We start from the raw sequence: 22745 nt of genomic DNA, 5'->3' as shown, positions 1-22745 counted from the left end.
CTATCCTCCTACTGTTACCTGAAATCCGGCGCATTCTGCCATCTTACGTATAATGTCCACCTCTTGCGCAGTCGGTACGGGCACTTCTTTCATCAACCAGGGCAAACCGAGCAGGCTGTATTTGGGCTCGCCATATTGATGAAACGGTAGCAGGTGTACCTGTTTTATGCCTAGCGATGACAACATCGTCAACACATGCTGCGTGTTATCTGAAGTCATCGTAAAGCCCGGAATCAGCGGCAGGCGAGGTATGACATTAACCCCTTCCTCCACCAATAGCCGTAAATTCGCCAATACACGCGGTAGGTTCATGTTGATGACCTCACGAGCCAGATCTCCATCCATTATTTTGAGATCGAACAACACCTCATCACACTCTTTTGCCAGCGATAACAAGCGACCGGCCGGCGCATCGCCAGCCGTTTCAATTGCACAGCGCACATCCCAGCGCCGCAGACGTTGCAGGAACCGTGTGGCAAAGGGCGCTTGCATCAGCACTTCACCGCCGGAAAGCGTTACCCCCCCACCAGAAGAGCGAAAGAAAATATCATCTTTCATCACTTCACGTTCCAGCTCGTCCAACGTGATATCACGACCAATACGTTCAAACGCCCCAGAGGGACACTCGTCGGCATCACGCAGACAGGGTGTACAGTGCAGACATTTACTCTCCCGCCGTACCGTTTCAATACGTGGTGAGAGTGATTCCGGGTTAGCACACCAAGGGCAGGTATGCGGACAGCCTTTAAAAAAGACGACCGTACGAATACCCTGCCCATCATTCAGTGAGTAACGCTGAATGTTGAATATACGCGCGACTTCCTCGCCTCGTGGGTCAATTACCTCACAGTTGATGCGCGGTGCGGCGAATGATGTCATCCTGGATCTCCTTCGACAACTCGACAAAGAAGGCGCTGTAACCCGCCACACGCACCACCAGCCCGGTGAAATCCTGCGGGCGCTGCTGCGCTTCGCGCAATGTGTCGGCATTCACCACGTTAAACTGGATATGCTGGAGTTTGAGCTGGGTAAATGCCCGCAGAAAATCCGCCAGCTTGCGTAAACCGGCCTCACCTTCCAGTGTGGCTGGCGTAAACTTCACGTTCAGCAACGTCCCATTGGAAAGCAGTGTGTTATCCAGCTTGCTGACCGACTTCAATACCGCCGTCGGTCCTTGCATATCCTGTCCCAGCATCGGCGACAGCCCCCCATCTGCCAGTTGCTCCCCGGCGAAGCGGCCATCCGGTGTTGCCCCAACGACCGAACCCAGCGGCACGTGCGCAGAGACGGTATACGAACCCGGCGTAAATTGCCCGCCGCGTGGATTCTGGTATTTCTCTACCTCTTTGCAGTAATGACGTAGCAGTTCGGCGCTGATGTTATCTACATCATCGATATCGTTGCCGTATTTTTCGAAGCGATTGATCAGCCTGGCGCGAACTTTCTCGCCTTCCGGGGTAGCAAAGTTATCTTTTAGCACCGACAAAAGTTCATCAAAAGATAAGCGCTGTTGTTCGAATACCAGCCCATTGAGCGCATGCAGCGAATCGCTCAGGTTTGCAATACCGATCCCCTGTACGCCGGAGAAGTTATAACGCGCACCGCCGTCGGTAATATCGCACCCTTTATCCAGACAGTCGCTAATAAACGAGGAGAGCAGCGGCACCGGCGCCCAGTCGCGGTGACCGATATCGCAGATATTACTGCCCTCCACCATCAACGTGATGTAGTGGCTGATTTTGGCACGAATATGCGCCAGGAGATCGTCGTACGTCAGAGTGCGGTTGCCTTCGTTCTCATGCAGACAAATTTCCATCACTTTCAGCAGATTAAACATAGCGATATCGTGCAAACCGTATGTTCTGCCTGGAATAGACAGCTCGACACAGCCTACTACCGCGTAATCCCGCGCATCTTCCAGCGAAACACCGCGATTAAGAAACGCGGGCACCACCACTTCATCGTTAAAGATTTGCGGGATGCCGGTACCAAGACGAATGGTCTGTGCTGTTTTCATCAGGAACGGTGTATCGATCAACGCATTCGTGCGCACACCGAGGTTTGGTTGTGGTAGCTGTACGTTCTGATACGCATCAAGACAGAGGAAAGACAATACATTTACCGCACTACGACCATTCTCCGTCAATCCCCCCAGTAGCGCGGTGTAGCCTGTTGGGAAGCCAGCGAAATAGCGCGCACTACTGGTGGATCGCAGCAGTACGATGTCATTACATTTCACCCACAGGGATTCGAGGATCTCTTGTAAGAATGCCGGGTCTTCCCCCTGCGTCAGCGAGGCCTGATAAAACGGCAGCATATACTGGTCGAAGCGTCCGAGTGAAAGAGAACTGGCGTTGGATTCATATTGCAAAATAATGTTCATGTACCAGAACAGCTGACATGCCTGCCAGAAAGTTTGCGGCTTGCTTTGGGCGTTATGCCGAGAGTTTTCAGCAATCGTCAGTAATTCCTGGCGTCGCTGCGCATCCGGGCAGCTTTCCGCCATCTTCTCTGCCAACATAGCGTAACGCAGAATATGTTTTTGCGAAGCCTCAAGCAGTAGCAGCGCAGCCTGATAAAAGTGATTCTCCGGCTGCTGCAGACAATGCGCTCGCATCTGCGCTACCAGTTCGCCAAGCCCATGATTCAACAGGCGTGGATAATCAATAATGATATGTCCCTGACCTTTGTCAGTCTGGTTAATGCTAAAAATCTGGGTACTGACGGCGGCTTTAACCTCATCGGTCATCTGACCGTTGATGAAATCTTTCATCGACCGCTTTTCCCAGTACGGATACAGCACATCGCGATAGAGATGTTTATCCTCTTCGCTGATGTCAAAACGGTCCTGCGGACGGGTTGGAAACTGCTCCAGCTCTTTAAGCAGCCAGTAAGGATCCATTTCCGGTGACATAATGCCCGCACGCGGTTTAACAGTACGGTTTCCGGCAATCAGTTCCTCATCACGAATCGAAATCTCAACGTGCTCAAGAATATATGCGGTGGCTTTCGCCCGACGTAGAATAACCGGCTCTCCCTCCGTCTGCTGGTGGCTGGCGGTATATAACAGCGCACGTTCAAGCGAAATTTCACGGTTGTTCTGAAACAGAGCGTTTTTTAAACGTTGGATACGGTTCGTCATGAGGAACTCCTGCGGGAATAGTTGCCTGATGGCGCTACGCTTATCAGGCCTACGCATCTGTAGGCCGGATAAGGCGAAGCCGCCATCCGGCAAATAAACGGTTAAGCGGTTTGCGCCAGATGCGCGCCAATCTTGTTCATGATGGCGTCGGCACGTTTCACTGCATCGCTGATGTTGACGCGAACGATAGTTTTGCCCGCAAAGCGCTCTTCAAACTTGATACCAATATCCTTGGTCAGAATGACCATGTCGGCTTCCGCCACATCCGCCGCGGTCAGTTCGTTTTCCAGACCGATCGACCCCTGAGTCTCAACCTTTACTTGCCAACCTTTGGCTTTAGCGGCGCTTTCCAGCGCTTCGGCTGCCATATAGGTGTGGGCAACGCCAGAAGGACATGCGGTTACTGCGATAATCTTGGTCATGACTCATTCCTCACTTAATTCATTTCAAAATCTAAATCCAGGTCATCTTCTTTCTGATCGACCTGAGACACTTTTTTCCGCGCCAGACTTTTCAGTACGTTAACGCACACGGCGGTCACTACAGCACCAATGGCAACCGCCGCGATATAACCCAGTTTTCCTTCCACTACAGGCAGAACAATCAGCCCGCCCCAGCCGGCATAACACTGCGCACCAAACAGGGCGGCGGTTACCGTGCCACAGGCGGAACCCACCATAATCGATGGAATGACACGCAGCGGATCGGCTGCTGCAAACGGAATCGCGCCTTCCGTTACGCCAACGCAGCCCATTACCAGCGCAGCTTTACCGGCTTCGCGTTCTTCAGAAGAGAAATTCTTACGACCAATCAGCGTCGCTAAACCTAAACCCAGCGGCGGCACGCAGATCCCTACTGCGGCGATTGCCACGACGGTATAAACCCCCTGCGCCACGCAAATCAGCATGAAGGCGTAGGCAACTTTGTTAATTGGCCCTCCCATATCGAAGGCCAACATCAGTCCCATAATTACCGCCAGCAGCACAATGCTGCCCTGCTGCATACCCTGCAGCCACTCGGTCAGGCTAGTAGTTAACGCGCCAACAGGCTCCCCCAGCCCCCACATCATGATACCTGCGGTGATAAAAGTGCCGACGATGGGAATAACGAAGATAGGCATTACCGAACGCAACACCTTATGTACGGGGATCTTCTTCAGATAATGGACAACGATACCGCCAATAATCCCAGCAATTAATGCGCCAAAGAAACCTGCACCGAAGCTGTTTCCCACCCATGCGCCAATCGCACAAGGGGCCAGAGCAGAACGTTCAGCGATGGAATAGCCGATATAAGCAGCAAGAAATGGCACCATCAAAGTCAACCCGGCGACGCCAATATCAAACAGCTTTTTAAGATTAGGATCGGTCGCAGCATCCGGTACCGCGCCTTTGCCATACAGCATGACGGAGACAGCCAGCAAAATACCGCCCGCTACGACGAAGGGGATCATATGCGAAACACCGGTCATCAGGTGCTGACGAGTATTTTTCAGGATTTGTACCAACTCTTTCATAAGTCGCTCCCGGGCTGCCTAAAGCCCATATCCATAAACTTGTTGCGGAAAACAATAGGCAATCTGACGCGACGCAAACAGTGGATAAAAAGGCCATTTGCTGGACTTTTGTAATATCAGTACAAAAATGCGATCCGCCTCATAACTTGCAGTTTCTCGGAATTTATAGTGGATACGCTGACTTGTGAGGGATGTCTCACTTTGATAGTTACATTACATTTATCCAGTTTTTGGCAGATTTGTCACATGGCAGGCTCAGGCGTTGCCCTTTTATCCTGTAGCGAGAAATCGTTATGGGAGATGAGGCTATGGCCCTGATTGTGGAATTTACCTGTGAGCTACCCAATGGCGTACATGCACGCCCGGCAAGCCACATAGAAACGCAGTGCAACACCTTTACCTCACACATTGAGTGGCACAACCTGCGTACCGAACGTAAGGGCAACGCTAAGAGCGCACTATCGCTGATTGGCACCGATACTCTGGCGGGTGATAGCTGCCAGTTGCTGATTTCCGGTACAGATGAACAGGCAGCCCACCAGCATCTGAGCCAATGGTTACGAAATGAATTTCCGCACTGCGATGCACCGCTAGCGGAAGCCAAAAACAACGAGCTGGAGCCACTTCCGGCATCGCTCACCCATTTAAATCCACAGCTTTTCCGCGCTCGCACCGTCTGCAGCGGCAGCGCAGGGGGCGTTCTGAGTCTGCTTTCTTCGCTGGATCTTAACGCGCTCAGTAACCTTCCATCCGCTCAAGATATTGAAACCGAGCAAGCGGCACTGGATAACGGTTTAACGCTGTTGATGAAAAATATTGAGTTTCGATTACTCGACAGCGACGGCGCTACCAGTGCGATTCTGGAAGCACACCGCTCGCTGGCAAGCGACCTCTCACTGCGCCAGCACCTGCTCGCCGGCGTATCACGCGGGTTAAGCTGCGCCCAGGCGGTTGTCGAAAGTGCCGGACATTTTTGTGATGAATTCGCCCGTTCAAGCAGCAGTTATTTACAGGAGCGTGCACTGGATGTACGCGATGTTTGCTTCCAGCTTCTGCAGCAAATTTATGGGGAACAGCGCTTCCCTGCACCGGGAAAACTGACCCAGCCTACGGTTTGCATGGCGGATGAGCTAACACCGAGCCAGTTCCTCGAACTGGACACAACATTGCTGAAAGGCTTGCTGTTAAAAAGCGGTGGTACTACGTCACACACGGTGATTCTCGCCCGGTCATTCAACATCCCTACGCTGGTTGGCGTAGATATTGAATCTTTGATGCCATGGCTACAGCAAACGGTTTATATCGATGGCAACGCAGGAGCAGTCGTCGTTGCCCCTGATGAATCCATCGTACGTTATTATCAGCAAGAAGCCCGTATCCAGGATGCCATTCGGGAACAGCAACGTATCTGGCTGACCCAGGAGGCACGCACGGCTGATGGCATCCGTATGGAAGTCGCCGCCAACATCGCCCACTCCGTGGAAGCACAAGCAGCCTTTAGTAACGGTGCGGAAGCGGTTGGCCTGTTCCGTACGGAAATGCTGTATATGGACCGTACCTGCGCCCCGGATGAGAACGAACTATACAACATTTTCTGCCAGGCGCTGGAACCCGCAAAGGGACGCAGCATTATTGTACGCACCATGGATATCGGCGGTGATAAACCCGTTGATTATCTGAATATTCCTGCTGAGACCAACCCATTTCTCGGTTATCGCGCGGTGCGTATTTATGAAGAATATGCCACGTTGTTTACTACGCAACTGCGATCGATCCTGCGCGCCTCAGCGCACGGTAGCCTGAAAATCATGATCCCAATGATCTCCTCGATGGAAGAGATCCTGTGGGTCAAAGAGAAACTGGCAGAAGCCAAGCAGCAACTGCGAAGTGAACACATTCCGTTTGATGAGAAGATCCAGCTCGGTATTATGCTGGAGGTTCCGTCTGTGATGTTCATCATTGACCAATGCTGTGAAGAGATTGATTTCTTTAGTATTGGTAGCAATGACCTGACGCAATACCTGCTGGCGGTCGACCGCGACAACGCCAAAGTTACCCGCCACTACAACAGCCTGAATCCGGCTTTCCTGCGCGCGCTGGATTACGCCGTACAGGCAGTACATCGGCAGGGGAAATGGATTGGCCTGTGCGGCGAACTGGGTGCCAAAGGTTCGGTGCTGCCATTGCTGGTGGGACTGGGTCTGGACGAGATCAGTATGAGCGCTCCCTCCATTCCCGCCGCCAAAGCGCGGATGGCGCAACTCGACAGCCGTGCCTGCCGTCAATTGCTGAATCAAGCGATGGCTTGTCGAACCTCGCTGGAGGTCGAACATCTGCTGGCTCAGTTCCGCATGACCCAACAGGATACACCTCTGGTTACCGCCGAATGCATCACACTGGACAGCGACTGGCGCAGTAAAGAAGAGGTCATCAAAGGGATGACCGATAACCTCCTGCTGGCAGGCCGTTGCCGCTATCCACGTAAACTGGAAGCAGACCTGTGGGCACGCGAAGCCGTCTTCTCTACCGGATTAGGTTTTAGCTTCGCCATTCCACACAGCAAATCCGAACATATTGAGCAGTCCACCATCAGCGTAGCGCGCCTGCAAGCGCCGGTACGTTGGGGTGATGATGATGCACAGTTCATTATTATGCTGACGCTCAACAAACATGCCGCTGGCGATCAGCATATGCGTATTTTCTCGCGTCTGGCGCGCCGCATTATGCATGAAGAATTCCGTAACGCGCTGGTTAGCGCCGCCTCAGCCGACGCTATCGCCAGCCTGTTGCAACATGAACTTGAACTTTAAAGAGGATGTTTTTGTATGGAACTTTACCTTGATACCGCCAACGTCGCGGAAGTTGAACGTCTGGCACGCATCTTCCCTATCGCGGGAGTCACCACCAACCCAAGCATTGTGGCGGCAAGCAAAGAATCTATCTGGGATGTACTGCCACGCCTGCAAAACGCCATCGGCGAAAAGGGTATTTTGTTTGCCCAAACCATGGGCCGAGACGCACAGGGCATGGTGGAAGAAGCCAAACGCCTGAGCAACGCGGTGCCTGGTCTGGTAGTGAAAATCCCGGTGACATCCGAAGGTCTGGCCGCGATTAAGATGCTGAAAAAAGAGGGTATCACCACGCTGGGAACCGCCGTATACAGTGCATCTCAGGGGCTACTGGCTGCGCTGGCAGGAGCTAAATATATCGCGCCTTACGTTAACCGTATCGACGCACAGGGCGGCGACGGGATTCGCACAGTACAGGAACTGCAAACGTTACTGGAGCTGCATGCGCCAAACAGCATGGTACTGGCAGCCAGCTTTAAAACCCCGCGTCAGGCGCTGGATTGCTTACTGGCAGGATGTGAAGCTATCACCCTGCCATTAGACGTAGCGCAACAAATGCTCAATACCCCTGCGGTAGAGTCAGCAATAGAGAAGTTTGAGCAGGACTGGAACAACGCATTTGGTCACATCAACCTGTGAGGGAAATAAAGTATGGATCGCATTATTCAATCACCTGGTAAGTACATCCAGGGTGCCGATGTTATTACCCGTCTTGGCAGCTACCTCAAACCACTGGCAGAACGCTGGCTGGTCGTTGGGGACAAGTTTGTCTTAGGCTTTGCCCAGGACGCACTGGAAAAAAGCTTTCAGGATGCCGGACTGGCGCTGGAAATTGCACCGTTTGGCGGCGAATGTTCACAAAACGAAATCGACCGTCTGCGCGGCGTAGCGGAAAAAGCGCAGTGTGGCGCGGTACTCGGTATTGGCGGCGGGAAAACGCTGGATACTGCCAAAGCGCTGGCGCACTTTATGGCCGTGCCTGTCGCCATTGCCCCAACCATCGCCTCTACCGATGCGCCGTGCAGCGCGCTGTCCGTCATTTACACCGATGCGGGTGAATTCGATCGCTATCTGCTGCTGCCCAATAACCCGGACAGGGTCATTGTGGATACCAAAATTGTTGCGGGTGCACCGGCGCGTCTGTTAGCTGCGGGTATTGGCGATGCGCTGGCAACCTGGTTCGAAGCGCGTGCCTGTTCACGCAGCGGCGCAACCACCATGGCGGGTGGTCAGTGTACTCAGGCGGCGCTGGCGCTCGCTGAGCTGTGCTTTAATACGCTGATCGAAGAAGGTGAAAAAGCGATGCTGGCAGCAGAGCAGCACGTGGTTACACCAGCACTGGAGCGCGTTATTGAAGCCAACACCTATCTGAGCGGTGTCGGTTTTGAAAGCGGTGGTCTGGCAGCTGCTCACGCCATTCATAACGGTCTGACCGCAATCCCGGATGCGCATCACTACTACCACGGCGAGAAAGTGGCTTTCGGTACGCTGACGCAGCTGGTGCTGGAAAACGCGCCAGTTGATGAAATTGAAACCGTTGCCGCGCTGTGTCATTCCGTTGGCCTGCCGATTACCCTGGCGCAACTGGACATCAAACAGGATATCCCGGCGAAAATGCGCATTGTGGCTGAGGCAGCCTGTGCAGAAGGCGAAACCATCCACAACATGCCTGGCGGCGCAACTCCGGACCAGGTGTATGCCGCCCTGCTGGTGGCTGACCAGTACGGTCAACGTTACCTGCAAGAGTGGGAATAACCTGCCAATAAAAAATCCCCGCAATCGCGGGGATTTTTTTATTCATACTATGCCGGATACGCACAAGCGACATCCGGCATTATCTGTTACAGCAGATCGAAACGATCCAGGTTCATCACTTTCACCCATGCGGCAACGAAATCTCTCACGAACTTCTCGTGAGCATCGCTGCAGGCATAAACTTCAGCCACTGCGCGCAGTACGGAGTTAGAACCGAACACCAGATCGGCGCGGGTTGCCGTGTATTTCACTTCACCGCTCAGACGGTCACGACCTTCGAACAGCTCTTTTGACTCATCAACCGCCTTCCACTCATGGCGCATATCCAGCAGATTGACGAAGAAGTCAGTGCTGAGCACGCCAGGACGATCGGTAAAGACGCCATGCTGGCTGCCGTCGAAGTTGGTGCCCAGTACGCGCATACCGCCCACCAGCACGGTCATTTCCGGTGCGGTCAGCGTCAGCTGCTGCGCTTTATCAATCAGCAGCGACTCGGTGGTCGATACGTCAGGACGGGAGCGGTAGTTACGGAAGCCATCGGCGATCGGCTCAAGCAGTTCAAACATCTCAATATCCGTTTGGTCCTGACGCGCATCCACGCGGCCCGGCGCAAAAGGTACTTTAATGCTGACACCCGCAGCGCTAGCCGCCTGCTCTATACCAACAACACCGGCCAGCACGATAATATCGGCTAACGAAGCGGTATGGGCTGACTTATAAATGCCTTCCAGCACAGGCAGTACGCGTGCCGCGGTAGCATTCACATCCCAGCCACGCTGTGGGTCCAGCGCCAGACGCGCACCGTTAGCGCCGCCACGTTTATCCCCACCGCGGAACGTTGATGCAGAAGCCCACGCCACTGACACCAGCTCGCCCACGGACAACCCGGAAGCAGCAATGGTCGCCTTCAGTTTCAGGATATCTTCTTCGCTTGGGTTAAAGAACGCATGCGGCAGCGGGTCTTGCCAAATCAGATCTTCTTTTGGCACTTCCGGTCCGATGTAACGCGCTTTTGGCCCCATATCACGGTGCGTCAGCTTAAACCATGCGCGGGCAAACGCTTCGTTGAAGGCCTGCGGATCGTTCAGGAAACGGCGGGAAATCTTCTCGAACTCCGGATCGAAACGCAGCGTCAGGTCGGTAACCAACATTGTTGGCTTACGTTTTTTCGACGGATCGAACGGATCGGGGATAATTTCTGGCGCATCAACCGCTTCAAATTGAATCGCGCCTGCCGGACTGCGGGTTTGTACCCATTCATATTTGAACAGGTTCTCGAAGAAATAGTTGCTCCATTGGGTCGGCGTCTGCGTCCAGACCACTTCCAGACCGGAAGTAATTGCGTCTGCACCCGCGCCGCTGCCGTAGCTGCTGGCCCAGCCCAGGCCCTGCGCTTCAATTGGTGCGGATTCTGGATCGGCGCCTACGTGCGAAGCCGGTGCTGCACCATGGGTTTTACCCAACGTATGACCGCCGCCAATCAGCGCTACGGTTTCTTCGTCGTTCATACCCATGTTACCGAAGGTCGCACGAATAGCCGCGGCCGCAGAGAGCGGTTCGCCGCTATGGTCCGGCCCTTCCGGGTTCACATAGATAAGGCCCATTTCGGTTGCGCCCAGCGGCGCTTTTGCCAGTTCTTCCGGATGACGGTGGGTCAGCCAGGCTTTTTCATCACCCCAGTTTACGTCGAGATCCGGTTCCCAGACGTCTTCACGACCGGCACCAAAGCCGAAGGTACGGAAGCCTGAGTTTTCCAGCGCCACGTTACCCGCAAGGATAAACAGGTCGGCCCAGGAAATTTTCTGGCCATATTTCTGCTTGATTGGCCAAAGCAGACGACGCGCTTTATCCAGGCTGACGTTGTCCGGCCAGGAGTTCAGTGGTGCAAAACGCTGCTGTCCGCGACCCGCGCCACCGCGTCCATCGATGGAGCGATAGGTCCCTGCACCGTGCCATGCCATGCGGATAAATAATCCGGCATAGGTTCCCCAGTCAGCGGGCCACCACGGTTGAGATTCGGACAGAAGGGCTCTGAGATCCCCTTTCAGGGCAGAGTAGTCAAGTTTGCTAAATTCTTTGCGGTAGTCGAAGTCCTCACCCAGCGGGTTAGAACGGTTGGAATGTTGGTTTAAAAGATCTACACGGAGTTGATTGGGCCACCAGTCGCGGTTGTTCGTTCCTGCTCCCGCGCTGTGATCCGGCCCGCCCTGATGAAAAGGACACTTACCGGCAGTTGATGCGTTTTGGCTATCGTCGGACATGCTCATCTATATGCTCCCTTTACAGTGTTCTGACTACGATATACACCACCAGAGATAAGATATAGTCGAAAAAACCCACAGATTCGATAGCTCATTCCTTTTATATTTAAAGTTACAGAGATGTAGATCAAAATGATCAATAAAAAACCCTCCGAAGAGGGCTGAGGCACTAATTATGCTGGTCTTACTCCCAGCGTGTGACAAATTGCGTAGCTCATCTCGGCGCGATTTAGGGTATAGAAGTGAAAATCTTTCACCCCTTCGCGACTGAGGATTTTCACCATGTCCATGGCGATGTTTGCACCTACCAGCTTGCGGGTTTCCGCATCGTCATCCAGACCATCAAACATGGTCGACATCCAGGAGGGGATACGAACATTGGTCATATCGGCAAATTTTTTCGCCTGTTTAAAGTTGGAGACTGGCAGGATACCCGGAATAATTTCCACATCGATTCCCGCAGACACGCAGCGATCGCGAAAGCGCAGATAGCTTTCCACATCGAAGAAAAACTGAGTAATGGCGCGGTTTGCACCAGCATCAACCTTACGCTTCAGGTTCAGCAAATCGGCCTGAGCGCTCTTCGCTTCTGGGTGTACTTCCGGATAAGCCGCAACGGAGATATCAAAGTCCGCAACGTCTTTCAGCAGAGTCACCAGGTCAGAGGCATACATATCCGGTTTACCGCTTCCCGGCGGCAAGTCACCGCGCAGAGCAACAATATGACGAATACCGTTATTCCAGTAGTCCTGAGCAATGGTGCGCAGCTCATCGCGGGTAGCATCAATACAGGTCAGGTGCGGAGCTGCTTCAAGACCAGTGCGATCCTTAATGCCTTTAATAATGCTGTGCGTACGGTCGCGCTCACCAGAGTTTGCACCGTAGGTGACTGAAACAAACTTCGGCTTCAGGCTGCTCAGGCGATCGATGGAGTTCCACAGGGTTTGCTCCATTTCACTGGTGCGCGGCGGGAAAAACTCAAACGAAACGTTAATCTGACCCTGTACTTCCGCCAGGCTCTGATTCAGGGCTTCCCGCTGGTTGGCGTGAAAAAAGCTCATACCTTACCTCATCAATCTTTTGTCGTTATATGTTGTGTTGTGAACTGCTATACGTTTAGACGTCTAGATGTAAAAATGACGGAAAAGCACGCTGGCGTCAACACAAAAATCATCGTTAAAGGTGAGGAATACTCAGCCAACGTGAAAAAAATTCACATCAGCCTGAAATGATGAGGGATTGCGTCACGACCGTCTGCAGCCACGCTAATTTTGTTACGTTCTCAGGCAGCATCAGCAACCCCATGCTAATACGCAATTCGGTATCGGTAAGAGGAAGGAATATCACGCCCTGACGTTGGATCGCGGAAAAGGAGGCCGGAATCAGGCTCAGGCCGTCACCCTGCGCGATCCGCGCCAGCAGCACGTCATGTTCCAGCGGCTCTTCAATACAGGCAGGCGAGTAACCCGCACGACGAAAAATGTGTCGAGTGTAATCAAAAAAGGCAGGGTTCCGTTCGCGTTTAAACCAGAACAGTGGCCGGTGGCTCAGCGCTGTTAATGAGAGTGACAGCAGCGTCGCTTCTGCCCACTGCGCGGGTAAGGCGGCAATCATCGATTCTTGCCACCCAAGCGGCGTGACGCTAAGCCCCGAAGTTTCAAGCGGTAGTGCCACCAGAGCGGCATCCAGTTTTCCCCGACGAACCTGCCGCACCAGCTCAGGCGAACCATGCCGGACAATATGTAGCTTCTGTACGCGCATATTAAGCCGGGACTCAAGCGCCGTAAAGATACCCTGCTCAAACGCCGTACTTAGCCCTAAGCGCAGAGATTGCTCCCCCGTTTTCGCTAACTGACCCAGCGCCGCCCAGGTTTTATCCTGTAGCGCCAATAGCGGGCGTACGATTTCAAGTACGCGCAGACCATCTTCCGTCAGCGTCAAACCACGGGTATGACGGACAAAAAGCGTCACTCCCAGGCGTTCTTCAAGCTGGCGAATGTGGCGACTCAGCGGCGGCTGCGACATAAACAAGCGCTGCGCCGCCCGGCTCATATTGTTCTCTTCCGCTACTACGGAAAAGTAACGCAGCAGGCGAATGTCCAGAGAGTGCAAAGACGATGTTGTCATACCGAAAAGGTATCACGGAAACGGTATTATCCCAATCATTCCGCACGCCCTATCCTCACACTACAAACCACACGAAAGAGGAAGGAATGATGCCTTCAGAACGCTTTATTACCGGTCAGGAGATGTTGCAAAAAGTGGATGGTAAAGGGGGCGATGCGGTCGTCGAAAGTCTGCAGGATATTGCGCCAGACTTCGCCCAATACCTGATTGAATTTCCTTTTGGCGACATCTATTCAAGGCCGGAGCTGGATTTACGCAGTAGAGAAATCGCTACCGTCGCGGCATTAACTGCGCTGGGTAACGCCGCACCGCAGTTGAAAGTGCATATTGGCGCGGCATTACACGTGGGTTTAACGCAGGATGAGATCATTGAAGTGATTATGCAGATGGCCGTATATGCTGGCTTCCCCGCGGCACTCAACGGCTTGTTCGCCGCAAAAGAGGTGTTTGCCTCCCACAAAGGCTAAAAAAACAGGCCAGCGGAATATCTGCTGGCCTGACCTCACTACGGTTTCACATCTTCCACACGCATGCCTTTGAGTTGCTCATCCGTCAGCGTATTTCCCGCTTTGAAATAATCAACGACAGCATTAGAGACATAGTAACCACCGGATGTGTTACGCGCTTTACCTTCGGTGAATGCCGTAAAACCATCACCGCCGTCTGCCAGGAAGCTATTGGTGGCAATGTGATAAACCACAGCGTCCTCAATTGGCTTACCGTTAAGCGTCAATACGGTGACCCGCTGGCCAACCGGTTTGCTGCTGTCATACTTCATCTCCAGTCCTTTGGACACCTGCAATACGCCGTTGCTTAAACCCGCGCCGTGCTCCATCAGGCTACGTAACTGCTTCCCGGTGAGATCCATGGTTGCCAGCTCGTTCGGGAACGGGAAGGTGCTAATGACGGCACCCATCGTGATAGCACCCGCCGGGATTTCATTCCGGATGCCGCCCGAGTTAGTGAGTGCTAACTGGGTATCTTTACCCGCCGCAGCCAGCAATGCATCTGCCGCCAGATTTCCCAGGGAAGAAGATTCACCGTAAGCACGCGTCAGCTCAACCGGAGAGTTGGCTACCGTTTGTTGTACCACTTTATCGAGCTTTTTATTCCAGCCATCAATGACCTGTTTCGTTTGCGGGTCTGGCTGCCACTCATCAGCAAAAATGGTCTTCAGTTCGAAGTTCTTAACGGTAAATTGATGCGGTTTTTGCTGGTAATCCAGCACCAGTTTACCCACATCAATACCGCCGCTGTCGGTGGAGAGAATTAAGGTATTACCGACTTTAATCGGCTCCGGCGTGCCCACATGCGCATGGCCGGTGATCAGGATATCCAGCCCCTGCACCTGGCCTGCGGTCTGGATATCTTTATCCAGCGCACGGCGCACATCGGTGCCCCCCAGACTGGACTGACGTGCTGGCGTGCCTTCGTGGATGAGTGCCACGGTGAGATCAACTTTGCCTTTAAGCTCATCGATATAGCGTTGCAACCACTTCACTTCATCCCGCGCCTCAATGCCAATGCGCGTCGCAGCGGAAACCGTATCATCAAAAGCAAACACACCGTGCAGACCAATCACGCCAATCTTCACACCCTCTTTTTCAATAATGGTGTAAGGCTTATCCCAGAACATTTTGCTGCTGTTCTGATAAAAGATGTTGCCCTGCACAATGGGGAAATTCGCCTGGCTTAACTGGAGCAGCGTGTTATCCCAGCCGTGGTCGAACTCATGATTACCCATGGTGACAGCATCAAAATTCATGGTGTTCATGATATCGATAATCGCCTTACCCTTGGTCAGGCTGCTGATATACGGCCCGGTAAAATAATCACCGGCATCAAAAAACCAGGTGGCGCTATTTTTCGCTTTCTCCTGCTTCACCATCGTCGTGATATTAGCCCAACCGCCAATGTCACGTGAGCCATTAGCAATCCATGGGACTTTATAAGGTTCGACATGGGCATGGAGATCGTTGGTATAGATAATCGTAACGTCTTTGGCACTCGCCCAGAGCGGCAAAGATACCAGAACACCGACAGCAAGCATTTTTAACTTCATAATCAATCCCTTTCAGTTATATAAAGAATCGCTACGTTACGTTCTGAAAGGTTTTTTTATGTGAGAAGACTCACATCCATCGGTGATAGTTGCGGGCCAAAATCAACGACTATTAAAAATCGTTGGTAATACAATGACCTCACTGTTCACCATCAATTGCTGCAAGTCCTATGGCTGCCAAAATCTGGGGCTGGCGAGCTCAGCAGATTACAGCTGGCCAGAATATCGGCTGGGTTATGCCGCACTGCATTGTCGGGCATGCGGCAGCTATCCCCCGCTGTTTAATGAGGAACAGTTCCGTAGCTGGTTGTCGGCATATTTAACGGATTTTGCAGCCCAAAGCGGTCATTTTTGCCCACGTTGTTATCAGCAGGAAACCATCCGCTATGGACATAATCCCCAGGGCAGCCAACGCGTTCAGTGCCGGAGCTGCAAAAAGGTCTGGACACCAAAGCACCCGCAGCCCACTTCCCCCCTTCCGCCAGAACAAATAGCGACAGTCCCCCTGACCGTCCCTTTTCAGGGCGTGAGTGCAGGCCAGCAACTCTATGTATTACTCTCTTTTGACGCTATTCGCGGCAATGTCCTGCATATTTCCAGCAACTACACGCCGCACACTGCCGGCGCATCATTGCTTTACCGCTGGCGCGGCAGCGCTGAGCCAACAGTCATTCACGACGATATCGTTGAGCGAGTCAGCCAGCGGGAAACACAGTTTTTACGCCGCAGCCAGTTTGACGAAATTCAGTACGGCAGCGCCATATCCAAACGGAACGCCAGCGGCGCGATTTTACGCCCGGTCATTACTGCCCATGGGCATTTCCGCCTGCTGAGCCATCTGTGGCCAGAGGTAAAAAACCATATTATTGCCCACGAATGCTTCCTGCGCGGCGCAGCGATTACCGCATGGTCGGAACAGTTTCGCCATCATCGCGCCTCGCTGTGGTTTATTGATGAAGAAATGAATAACGATAAGCACACGCTACCCTGGCAATTGCTGGGTAAAACCTATCAGGGATGGTGGCAAAATGAGTGGCAAATCTGGCAACGAGGCGATACGCGTAAAATGGTGTGTTTGTTAACGCAGGGGCGTGTTGAAGAAGGCGCGTCAAAAACTCTGGCGGCAAGCCATCATTTTCTCGCCTGGTTGCGGCAGCAGACGGAATTTCAGCAAAGCCCCCGCTACTCCGCCCATTCGGTATTTCAGACGATAAGGACGCTGGTAGATCAATACAACGCCCTGATCACCCAGCACGATTTGCCCGGTGGCGCTGCCGCTTACCGGGCCTACGATTCATGAAATATGTAGGCCGGATAAGCGGCAGCGCCATCAGGCAACGCAAACTACAGCAGCTGCGCCAGACGGTTGATGTCTGACTGAATAGCGCCGGCGGTGACGTCACGACCTGCGCCCGGTCCACGGATCACCAGCGGGTTATCGCGATACCAGCGGCTTTCAATGGCGAATACGTTATCGCACGGCAACAGCGCCGCCAGAGGGTGTTCAGGACGAACCGCCTCAACACCAACGCGCGCTTTACCGTTAGCATCAAAACGCGCCACATAGCGTAGCACCAGCCCCATTTCACGCGCCGCTTCCAGACGCTGCACCATCTGCTCGTTCAGCTCATCACCATTCTCAAAGAAATGGTCAATAGAGCCTTCTTCACAATGCGCAGGCACCAGCGATTCCACGCGAACCTGGTCCGGTTCGATGTCGTAACCTGCTTCACGCGCCAGAATCACCAGCTTACGCATCACATCTTTGCCGGAAAGATCTACGCGCGGATCGGGTTCAGTCAGCCCCTGTTGCCACGCCTGATCCACCAGATCGGTGAACGGGACCGTGCCATCAAATTGCAGGAACAACCACGACAACGTACCGGAGAAGATCCCGCTGATCGACAGAATGGTATCTCCGCTATCAATCAGATCGCGCACGGTATGATTGATCGGCAAACCTGCGCCTACGGTAGCGTTATACAGCCAGTGGCGACCGGTTTTTTCAAAAGCGTCATGAATTTGGCGATAATTATGACTGCTGCTCGCCCCCGCCAGTTTGTTGGCGCTGATAACGTGGAAACCATGGCTGGCAAAATCCAGATACTGATCCGCAAGTTGCTCGCTGGCAGTAACGTCCAGCACCACTAAATCATCATACGGGTGAGCACGCATCCACAGGAATAGAGACTCTTCATCCTGCTCTACTGCCTCGTCATCAAAGAAAGCTAACGCGCGGCTGGCATCCAGCCCTTCGTAATTCAGCAGGCTACGACGGCTATCAACCACACCCGCCAGCACAAACTCTAATCCGGTGCGCGCCGAGAGCGTGCTCTGCTCGCGAGCGAACAGCTCCAGCCAGCGTGAGCCGATGTTGCCTTTGCCGAACAACACCAGACCAATGCGTTTTTCCGCGCGGAAAATTGACTGATGCAGACCCTGAATCAGGCTCTCTGTTGGCCCAGTACGCAGTACCGCGACCAGGCTGATACCCTCTTCCGATTGCCAGGTGAATTCAACCGGCTGACCTTTCAACTGTTGCCAAAAACGGTGGCAATGCAGCGGATTACGGGTGACGCCCGCCCCGACCATCGCCACCAGCGCCAGCCCCTGGCGCAAACGCAGCTCGCCTGGCAGACCAGCTTCATCCAGAATTTTCAGTGCGCCGTCAGCGACTTCGGAGGTATAGCAAAATTGCAGCAGTTGGCGGTCAGGATGCACACCCACTGCCAGCGGACGCACCTGGGTACGTTTTAAAACCTGATCAATCTCTTTATAAGCCAGCTTAAAGTCCTGGCCAGTCGGAACCAAAAACTCAATCAGGCAGACGTCATCATGACTGGTCACAATACGCGCCCCGGTACCGGAGGCCAGTACGCGTTCAATGCGCGTTGAACCCTGCTCCGGCGTATAGCTACAACGCAGTTGGAGATCGATATCGCTACCGGAAACCGGCTGTAAGGTACGGGCATGGAGAACCGGTGCCGCCAGACGCGCCAGTTCGCTGGCTTCATCCAGACGCAGCAGCGGCAGCAAACAGGCGTCTTTTACTTTACGCGGGTCCGCGCTGTAAACCCCGGCGACATCGCTCCAGATAGTTACGCGAGAAACGCCCGCCAGCGCGCCAACCTGCGTCGCCGAGTAGTCGGAGCCGTTACGCCCCAGCAGGACCGTTTCACCGGCATTGCTGCGGCTAATAAAGCCGGTAACCACCAGCCGTTTACCCGGATGCTGCGCCAGCAGTTGCTGTAGCAGCGGGTAAGAAAGACCTTCATCTACCTGCGGCTGGGCACCGCGTTCAGCACGTAAAAAATCGCGCGCATCCAGCCAGGCTGACTCCAGCCCCTGTTGGTTAAGGACCGCAGACATCAAACGCGCGGACCATACCTCACCATGCCCAACAACCTCAGCATAGACGGCATCGTTCACGCCACTGTCGAGTAATCCAGCCAGACGCTCCAGATCGTGAATAAACGCGCCAATTAGTCCATCCGCTATCTCAGGCGGTAACAAACCGCTGATAAGCTCGCTCTGATAGCGACGTAACGCCTGTTGAACCTGATGCGCAGAAAGGCGATCGGTCTGGCTTAATTTCAGCCAGCTAATCAACTGGTTAGTGGTACTGCCTGCGGCTGAAACAACCATCATGTCATCAGGCTGCGAGTACTCCGCCATAATGCCTGCGACACGCAGATAACATTTCACATCAGCCAGACTACTACCACCAAATTTGTGCAGTTGACGACCCTTCGCCCCTGCCTGCGCAATCACACTCATGTTTACCCCTTGTTTGCAGCCCGGAAGCCATTTTCCAGGTCGGCAATTAAATCTTCGCCATCTTCAATACCGGTGGAGATACGCAGCAGCGTTTCGGAAATTCCGGCAGCAGCACGCGCTTCTGGCGCCATGCCCGCGTGTGTCATGGTTGCGGCGTGGGAGATCAGACTTTCAACGCCCCCTAACGATTCCGCCAGCGTAAACAATGACAACCCGCCAAGGAAGCGGCGCAGCGTTTGCTCATCACCATCCAGTTCAAAACTTAACATCGCGCCAAAGCCTTTTTGCTGACGCGCGGCAATCTCATGGCCCTGATTATCCGGCAATGACGGGTGATACAATTTTTTCACCAGCGGCTGAGTTTGCAGATAATCGACTATCGCCTGAGCATTACGTTGCGCCACCTCCATTCGAGGAGACAGAGTACGCAGGCCGCGCAACAGCAGATAACTATCAAACGCGCCGCCGGTCACACCAATATTATTCGCCCACCATGCCAGTTCAGTGACCGTTTCCGGATCTTTCGCTATCACAACACCAGCCACCACGTCTGAGTGACCGTTTAAATATTTCGTGCATGAATGCAACACCAGATCGGCGCCCAATGCCAGTGGATTTTGCAGTGCCGGGCTTAAAAAAGTGTTGTCGACCACGCTGACCGCGCCAGCTTCACGCGCCAGCTGGCAGATTTTCGCAATATCCACCACGCGCAGCAGCGGGTTGCTTGGGCTTTCTACCAGCACCAGTTTCGGTTTTTCTGCCAATGCGGCTTGTAATGCCTGCTCATCACCTTGATCGACAAACAGGACGCGGTAACAGCCACGCTTTGCCAGACTGTCAAACAGTCGGTAGCTCCCGCCGTAGCAGTCATGCGGTGCAACCAGCAGATCGCCAGGCTTGAGGAAGACCGTGGTCACCAAATGAATCGCCGACATGCCAGTATTGGTCAGCACAGCACCAGCACCGCCTTCCAGTTCCGCCAGCGCACGCTGAACAACATCGCGCGTTGGGTTGCCGCGACGCGAATAGTCATGGGCGCGAGGTTCATTAAATCCGGTAAAGTTATAGGTGCTGGAGAGGTGAATCGGCGGGACAACGCAACCGTACTGTTCGTCGTCATTTAACCCGCTACGCACTGCGATGGTGGCCTGTTTACGCGTCATATTGAGGAGATCCTGGCTGAGTCGGTGAAAAGTCAGACACCAGAGTAATCATAGTTACGATAGCCGTCAATACATCTGGACATCTAAACTTCTTTGCGTATAGATTGAGCAAACTGGAAATAGCCGTTAAAATTATATGCATTAGCGTACATCTGCGTCGGCTTACTTCGTGTCAGGGCCACGCCACTACGATAAACTACGCGCAATTATGGTCCGGGCTCAGGTTCTGGCCTCAATATTAATGACGAAGAGGATTAGGTATCTCATGGCTGAATGGAGCGGCGAATATATCAGCCCATACGCTGAGCACGGTAAGAAGAGTGAGCAAGTCAAAAAAATTACGGTTTCCATTCCTCTGAAGGTGTTAAAAATCCTTACCGATGAACGCACGCGTCGTCAGGTGAACAACCTGCGCCACGCCACCAACAGCGAACTGCTGTGTGAAGCGTTTCTGCATGCTTTTACTGGGCAACCCTTACCCAACGATGACGACCTGCGTAAAGAACGCAGTGATGAAATCCCGGAAGAAGCAAAGGTAATCATGCGTGAACTGGGTATCAACCCGGAAACGTGGGAATACTGATAGTTAGAACAGCAATGGGCGTGTAGAGGCGGGAATGCTCCCGCCTTTTCTCACAGTGTTACTTACTAATACCATTGAGTTTATTCAATGTTTCTTCCATTTTGAGCGTTTCCGTACGGTTCAATGGATAGAAATAAATCAGAATGACCGCCGCCAAAAACAGGCATAGCGCCGGCAAGAGATTCGCCATCGTATAAATATTTTCCTGCACAATGCTGGTTTGCACTGCACCACCTGTTGACGATGATTGATAGCCAATGATAGCCAACATAAAGCCACCAATCGCCCCTGCGCATGCCTGACCAACCTTGCGCGCAAAGAAGTTCACACCATAAACCGTGCCATCCTCGCGATCGCCAGTGACATACTGATGGTAGTCACAAACATCAGTCATAAACGCCCAAATCATCAGGTTGAATAACCCTGCACCCAGCGTCGCCAGGAACAAGAAAACCAGATAGACCTTTGCATCCGTAATGTGGACAAAGTACATAATCACATACATGACCACGGCAAAAAGCAACGCGCCTACGCTGGCTTCTTTTTTACCAAACCGCTTCGTGAGCCAGGATGCCGATGGCGCCAGCAAAACCAGGGAACCAAAGGTAAACAGCAACGCGACTGACATCGCCTCTTTATTGTGGAAATAGTCATTAAACAGGTAAGTCATGTTGGTACCGGACAACCCCTGATTAATTACAATCAGCAAATCCACAACCACTAAAACAATCAGCGCCTTATTGCGTGCCAGTCCCTTCAGCAACACCGAAACGGGCATGCTCTCTTTTCTCTCCACGCGCACGCGCTCCGTCGTTAAATGACAGGTCAAGGATAAAAAGATCAAGCCCAGCACTGCGCAACCAATGGAAATCCAGAAGAAGTGTTGCCCGGAAATCACCTGGCTTCCATCCACCAGGGTGGTGTACATCAGGATTGGAATGAAAAAGCCAGTTGCCCCACCGCCAATTGCTGACCCAACGCTACGCCAGGTTGAAAGCGATACACGATCTTCAGGATTCGAGCTAATCGCCGCAGACATAGCACCGTACGGAATACTCACGGTAGATAACAGCGAACCGTAAATGAAATAGGAGCAGCAGATGTAGATGATTTTCGCCGTATAAGAAAAATCATTCACAAACGGCAGGAACAGGACAACCGCAATGATGCAAAATGGATACTTCATGCGACGCACCCACGGGTTGAAACGTCCATGTACCGTCAGTTTAGAGGTATCGCATAAGCGCCCTACACCAACATCAACGAACGCATCAAAGAGTTTGGTCACAAAATAGAGTGAGCCAACAATAACGCCGGAAATACCGAGGACGTTAGTGTAATAAATCATTAAAAAACTATTAACTAAGCCAAGAATAAAACAGGTTCCGAGGTCACCACATAAATAACCAATTTTATCTCTAATTCCGAAAGGCCTGACGGTAGTGGTTTCATTATTTCCGATAATAGTTCCATCATTAGACATGATGTCAACTCCTTAGACATATTATTC

Annotated in this window: 17 protein-coding genes; 6 read left to right on the top strand and 11 right to left on the bottom strand. The window is 52.9% G+C overall.

Annotated elements, in window-relative coordinates:
* The 4 genes from OGX83_RS00550 to OGX83_RS00535 all read right to left on the bottom strand — a co-directional run bounded on the left by OGX83_RS00550 (window position 1) and on the right by OGX83_RS00535 (window position 4658).
* Complete coding sequence (locus tag OGX83_RS00550) at window positions 1–879, bottom strand: [formate-C-acetyltransferase]-activating enzyme (protein WP_286587219.1); 879 nt, start codon at window positions 877–879, stop codon at window positions 1–3.
* Window positions 845–3142: a formate C-acetyltransferase gene (locus tag OGX83_RS00545; protein ID WP_286587218.1), complete on the bottom strand. Its 2298-nt coding sequence runs from the start codon at window positions 3140–3142 to the stop codon at window positions 845–847. Before OGX83_RS00545 ends, OGX83_RS00550 begins: the two co-directional genes overlap by 35 nt.
* 101 nt (window positions 3143–3243) lie before the next feature.
* On the bottom strand, window positions 3244–3564 hold the full coding sequence (locus tag OGX83_RS00540; RefSeq protein ID WP_003825151.1) for a PTS fructose-like transporter subunit IIB: 321 nt from the start codon (window positions 3562–3564) through the stop codon (window positions 3244–3246).
* A gap of 14 nt (window positions 3565–3578) precedes the next feature.
* Window positions 3579–4658, bottom strand: coding sequence for a PTS fructose transporter subunit EIIC (locus OGX83_RS00535; RefSeq protein ID WP_032945636.1), 1080 nt, complete (start codon window positions 4656–4658; stop codon window positions 3579–3581).
* A 308-nt stretch (window positions 4659–4966) separates the two neighbouring features.
* Between OGX83_RS00535 and ptsP the strand changes: the two genes are divergently transcribed.
* Genes ptsP through gldA form a run of 3 tightly spaced genes read left to right on the top strand, consistent with a single transcriptional unit; the run spans window position 4967 to window position 9262 of the window.
* Window positions 4967–7468, top strand: coding sequence for a phosphoenolpyruvate--protein phosphotransferase (gene ptsP / locus OGX83_RS00530; protein WP_267456530.1), 2502 nt, complete (start codon window positions 4967–4969; stop codon window positions 7466–7468).
* Between the two features lie 15 nt (window positions 7469–7483).
* Window positions 7484–8146 carry a fructose-6-phosphate aldolase gene (fsa, locus tag OGX83_RS00525; RefSeq protein ID WP_270562644.1) on the top strand — a complete coding sequence of 221 codons (663 nt, stop codon included), beginning with the start codon at window positions 7484–7486 and terminating at the stop codon, window positions 8144–8146.
* Between the two features lie 12 nt (window positions 8147–8158).
* Window positions 8159–9262, top strand: a complete 1104-nt coding sequence (gene gldA, locus OGX83_RS00520; RefSeq protein WP_149607389.1) for a bifunctional L-1,2-propanediol dehydrogenase/glycerol dehydrogenase — start codon at window positions 8159–8161, stop codon at window positions 9260–9262.
* Window positions 9263–9348: 86 nt separating this feature from the next.
* Here the strand turns inward: gldA and katG are convergent, their stop codons facing one another.
* The 3 genes from katG to OGX83_RS00505 all read right to left on the bottom strand — a co-directional run bounded on the left by katG (window position 9349) and on the right by OGX83_RS00505 (window position 13650).
* Complete coding sequence (katG, locus tag OGX83_RS00515; RefSeq protein WP_032945632.1) at window positions 9349–11529, bottom strand: catalase/peroxidase HPI; 2181 nt, start codon at window positions 11527–11529, stop codon at window positions 9349–9351.
* A 167-nt stretch (window positions 11530–11696) separates the two neighbouring features.
* Window positions 11697–12584 carry a methylenetetrahydrofolate reductase gene (metF, locus tag OGX83_RS00510; RefSeq protein WP_008787045.1) on the bottom strand — a complete coding sequence of 296 codons (888 nt, stop codon included), beginning with the start codon at window positions 12582–12584 and terminating at the stop codon, window positions 11697–11699.
* Window positions 12585–12741: 157 nt separating this feature from the next.
* Window positions 12742–13650, bottom strand: a complete 909-nt coding sequence (locus OGX83_RS00505) for a LysR family transcriptional regulator (protein ID WP_267457297.1) — start codon at window positions 13648–13650, stop codon at window positions 12742–12744.
* Window positions 13651–13739: 89 nt separating this feature from the next.
* Between OGX83_RS00505 and OGX83_RS00500 the strand changes: the two genes are divergently transcribed.
* Window positions 13740–14117 carry a carboxymuconolactone decarboxylase family protein gene (locus OGX83_RS00500; RefSeq protein ID WP_071444517.1) on the top strand — a complete coding sequence of 126 codons (378 nt, stop codon included), beginning with the start codon at window positions 13740–13742 and terminating at the stop codon, window positions 14115–14117.
* Window positions 14118–14155: 38 nt separating this feature from the next.
* On the opposite strand, the gene OGX83_RS00495 is transcribed toward OGX83_RS00500, so the two are convergent.
* Window positions 14156–15712 (bottom strand): bifunctional metallophosphatase/5'-nucleotidase, encoded by a 1557-nt coding sequence (locus OGX83_RS00495; RefSeq protein WP_286587217.1) that lies wholly within the window; start codon window positions 15710–15712, stop codon window positions 14156–14158.
* A 133-nt stretch (window positions 15713–15845) separates the two neighbouring features.
* Between OGX83_RS00495 and OGX83_RS00490 the strand changes: the two genes are divergently transcribed.
* Window positions 15846–17012, top strand: coding sequence for a cytoplasmic protein (locus OGX83_RS00490; protein ID WP_286587216.1), 1167 nt, complete (start codon window positions 15846–15848; stop codon window positions 17010–17012).
* A 44-nt stretch (window positions 17013–17056) separates the two neighbouring features.
* Here OGX83_RS00490 and metL read toward each other — a convergent pair whose 3' ends face one another.
* Together metL and metB are read right to left on the bottom strand one after the other, a co-directional pair.
* The gene (gene metL, locus OGX83_RS00485) at window positions 17057–19489 is read right to left on the bottom strand and encodes a bifunctional aspartate kinase/homoserine dehydrogenase II (protein WP_008787044.1); all 2433 of its coding nucleotides are present in this window, start codon (window positions 19487–19489) and stop codon (window positions 17057–17059) included.
* A 2-nt stretch (window positions 19490–19491) separates the two neighbouring features.
* Window positions 19492–20652 (bottom strand): cystathionine gamma-synthase, encoded by a 1161-nt coding sequence (gene metB / locus OGX83_RS00480; protein ID WP_003028818.1) that lies wholly within the window; start codon window positions 20650–20652, stop codon window positions 19492–19494.
* Between the two features lie 265 nt (window positions 20653–20917).
* Here metB and metJ point away from each other — a divergent pair, with 265 nt between their 5' ends.
* Window positions 20918–21235 (top strand): met regulon transcriptional regulator MetJ, encoded by a 318-nt coding sequence (metJ, locus tag OGX83_RS00475; protein WP_003825168.1) that lies wholly within the window; start codon window positions 20918–20920, stop codon window positions 21233–21235.
* A gap of 58 nt (window positions 21236–21293) precedes the next feature.
* Here the strand turns inward: metJ and OGX83_RS00470 are convergent, their stop codons facing one another.
* On the bottom strand, window positions 21294–22718 hold the full coding sequence (locus OGX83_RS00470; protein WP_286587215.1) for an MFS transporter: 1425 nt from the start codon (window positions 22716–22718) through the stop codon (window positions 21294–21296).
* Window positions 22719–22745: the final 27 nt, after the last annotated feature.

This window comes from Citrobacter sp. Cpo074 (genome assembly GCF_030332745.1).
In the GTDB taxonomy this organism is placed as follows: domain Bacteria; phylum Pseudomonadota; class Gammaproteobacteria; order Enterobacterales; family Enterobacteriaceae; genus Citrobacter; species Citrobacter portucalensis.
The sequence above is the reverse complement of the archived record's forward strand: the minus strand, read 5'-3'. Positions and strand labels throughout refer to the sequence as shown.

What these genes read in the sequence shown, in the direction of transcription:
- OGX83_RS00550 (WP_286587219.1), bottom strand. Translation starts at nt 879, where the DNA reads ATGACATCATTCGCCGCACCGCGCATCAACTGTGAGGTAATTGACCCA.
- OGX83_RS00545 (WP_286587218.1), bottom strand. Translation starts at nt 3,142, where the DNA reads ATGACGAACCGTATCCAACGTTTAAAAAACGCTCTGTTTCAGAACAAC.
- OGX83_RS00540 (WP_003825151.1), bottom strand. Translation starts at nt 3,564, where the DNA reads ATGACCAAGATTATCGCAGTAACCGCATGTCCTTCTGGCGTTGCCCAC.
- OGX83_RS00535 (WP_032945636.1), bottom strand. Translation starts at nt 4,658, where the DNA reads ATGAAAGAGTTGGTACAAATCCTGAAAAATACTCGTCAGCACCTGATG.
- ptsP (WP_267456530.1), top strand. Translation starts at nt 4,967, where the DNA reads ATGGCCCTGATTGTGGAATTTACCTGTGAGCTACCCAATGGCGTACAT.
- fsa (WP_270562644.1), top strand. Translation starts at nt 7,484, where the DNA reads ATGGAACTTTACCTTGATACCGCCAACGTCGCGGAAGTTGAACGTCTG.
- gldA (WP_149607389.1), top strand. Translation starts at nt 8,159, where the DNA reads ATGGATCGCATTATTCAATCACCTGGTAAGTACATCCAGGGTGCCGAT.
- katG (WP_032945632.1), bottom strand. Translation starts at nt 11,529, where the DNA reads ATGAGCATGTCCGACGATAGCCAAAACGCATCAACTGCCGGTAAGTGT.
- metF (WP_008787045.1), bottom strand. Translation starts at nt 12,584, where the DNA reads ATGAGCTTTTTTCACGCCAACCAGCGGGAAGCCCTGAATCAGAGCCTG.
- OGX83_RS00505 (WP_267457297.1), bottom strand. Translation starts at nt 13,650, where the DNA reads ATGACAACATCGTCTTTGCACTCTCTGGACATTCGCCTGCTGCGTTAC.
- OGX83_RS00500 (WP_071444517.1), top strand. Translation starts at nt 13,740, where the DNA reads ATGCCTTCAGAACGCTTTATTACCGGTCAGGAGATGTTGCAAAAAGTG.
- OGX83_RS00495 (WP_286587217.1), bottom strand. Translation starts at nt 15,712, where the DNA reads ATGAAGTTAAAAATGCTTGCTGTCGGTGTTCTGGTATCTTTGCCGCTC.
- OGX83_RS00490 (WP_286587216.1), top strand. Translation starts at nt 15,846, where the DNA reads ATGACCTCACTGTTCACCATCAATTGCTGCAAGTCCTATGGCTGCCAA.
- metL (WP_008787044.1), bottom strand. Translation starts at nt 19,489, where the DNA reads ATGAGTGTGATTGCGCAGGCAGGGGCGAAGGGTCGTCAACTGCACAAA.
- metB (WP_003028818.1), bottom strand. Translation starts at nt 20,652, where the DNA reads ATGACGCGTAAACAGGCCACCATCGCAGTGCGTAGCGGGTTAAATGAC.
- metJ (WP_003825168.1), top strand. Translation starts at nt 20,918, where the DNA reads ATGGCTGAATGGAGCGGCGAATATATCAGCCCATACGCTGAGCACGGT.
- OGX83_RS00470 (WP_286587215.1), bottom strand. Translation starts at nt 22,718, where the DNA reads ATGTCTAATGATGGAACTATTATCGGAAATAATGAAACCACTACCGTC.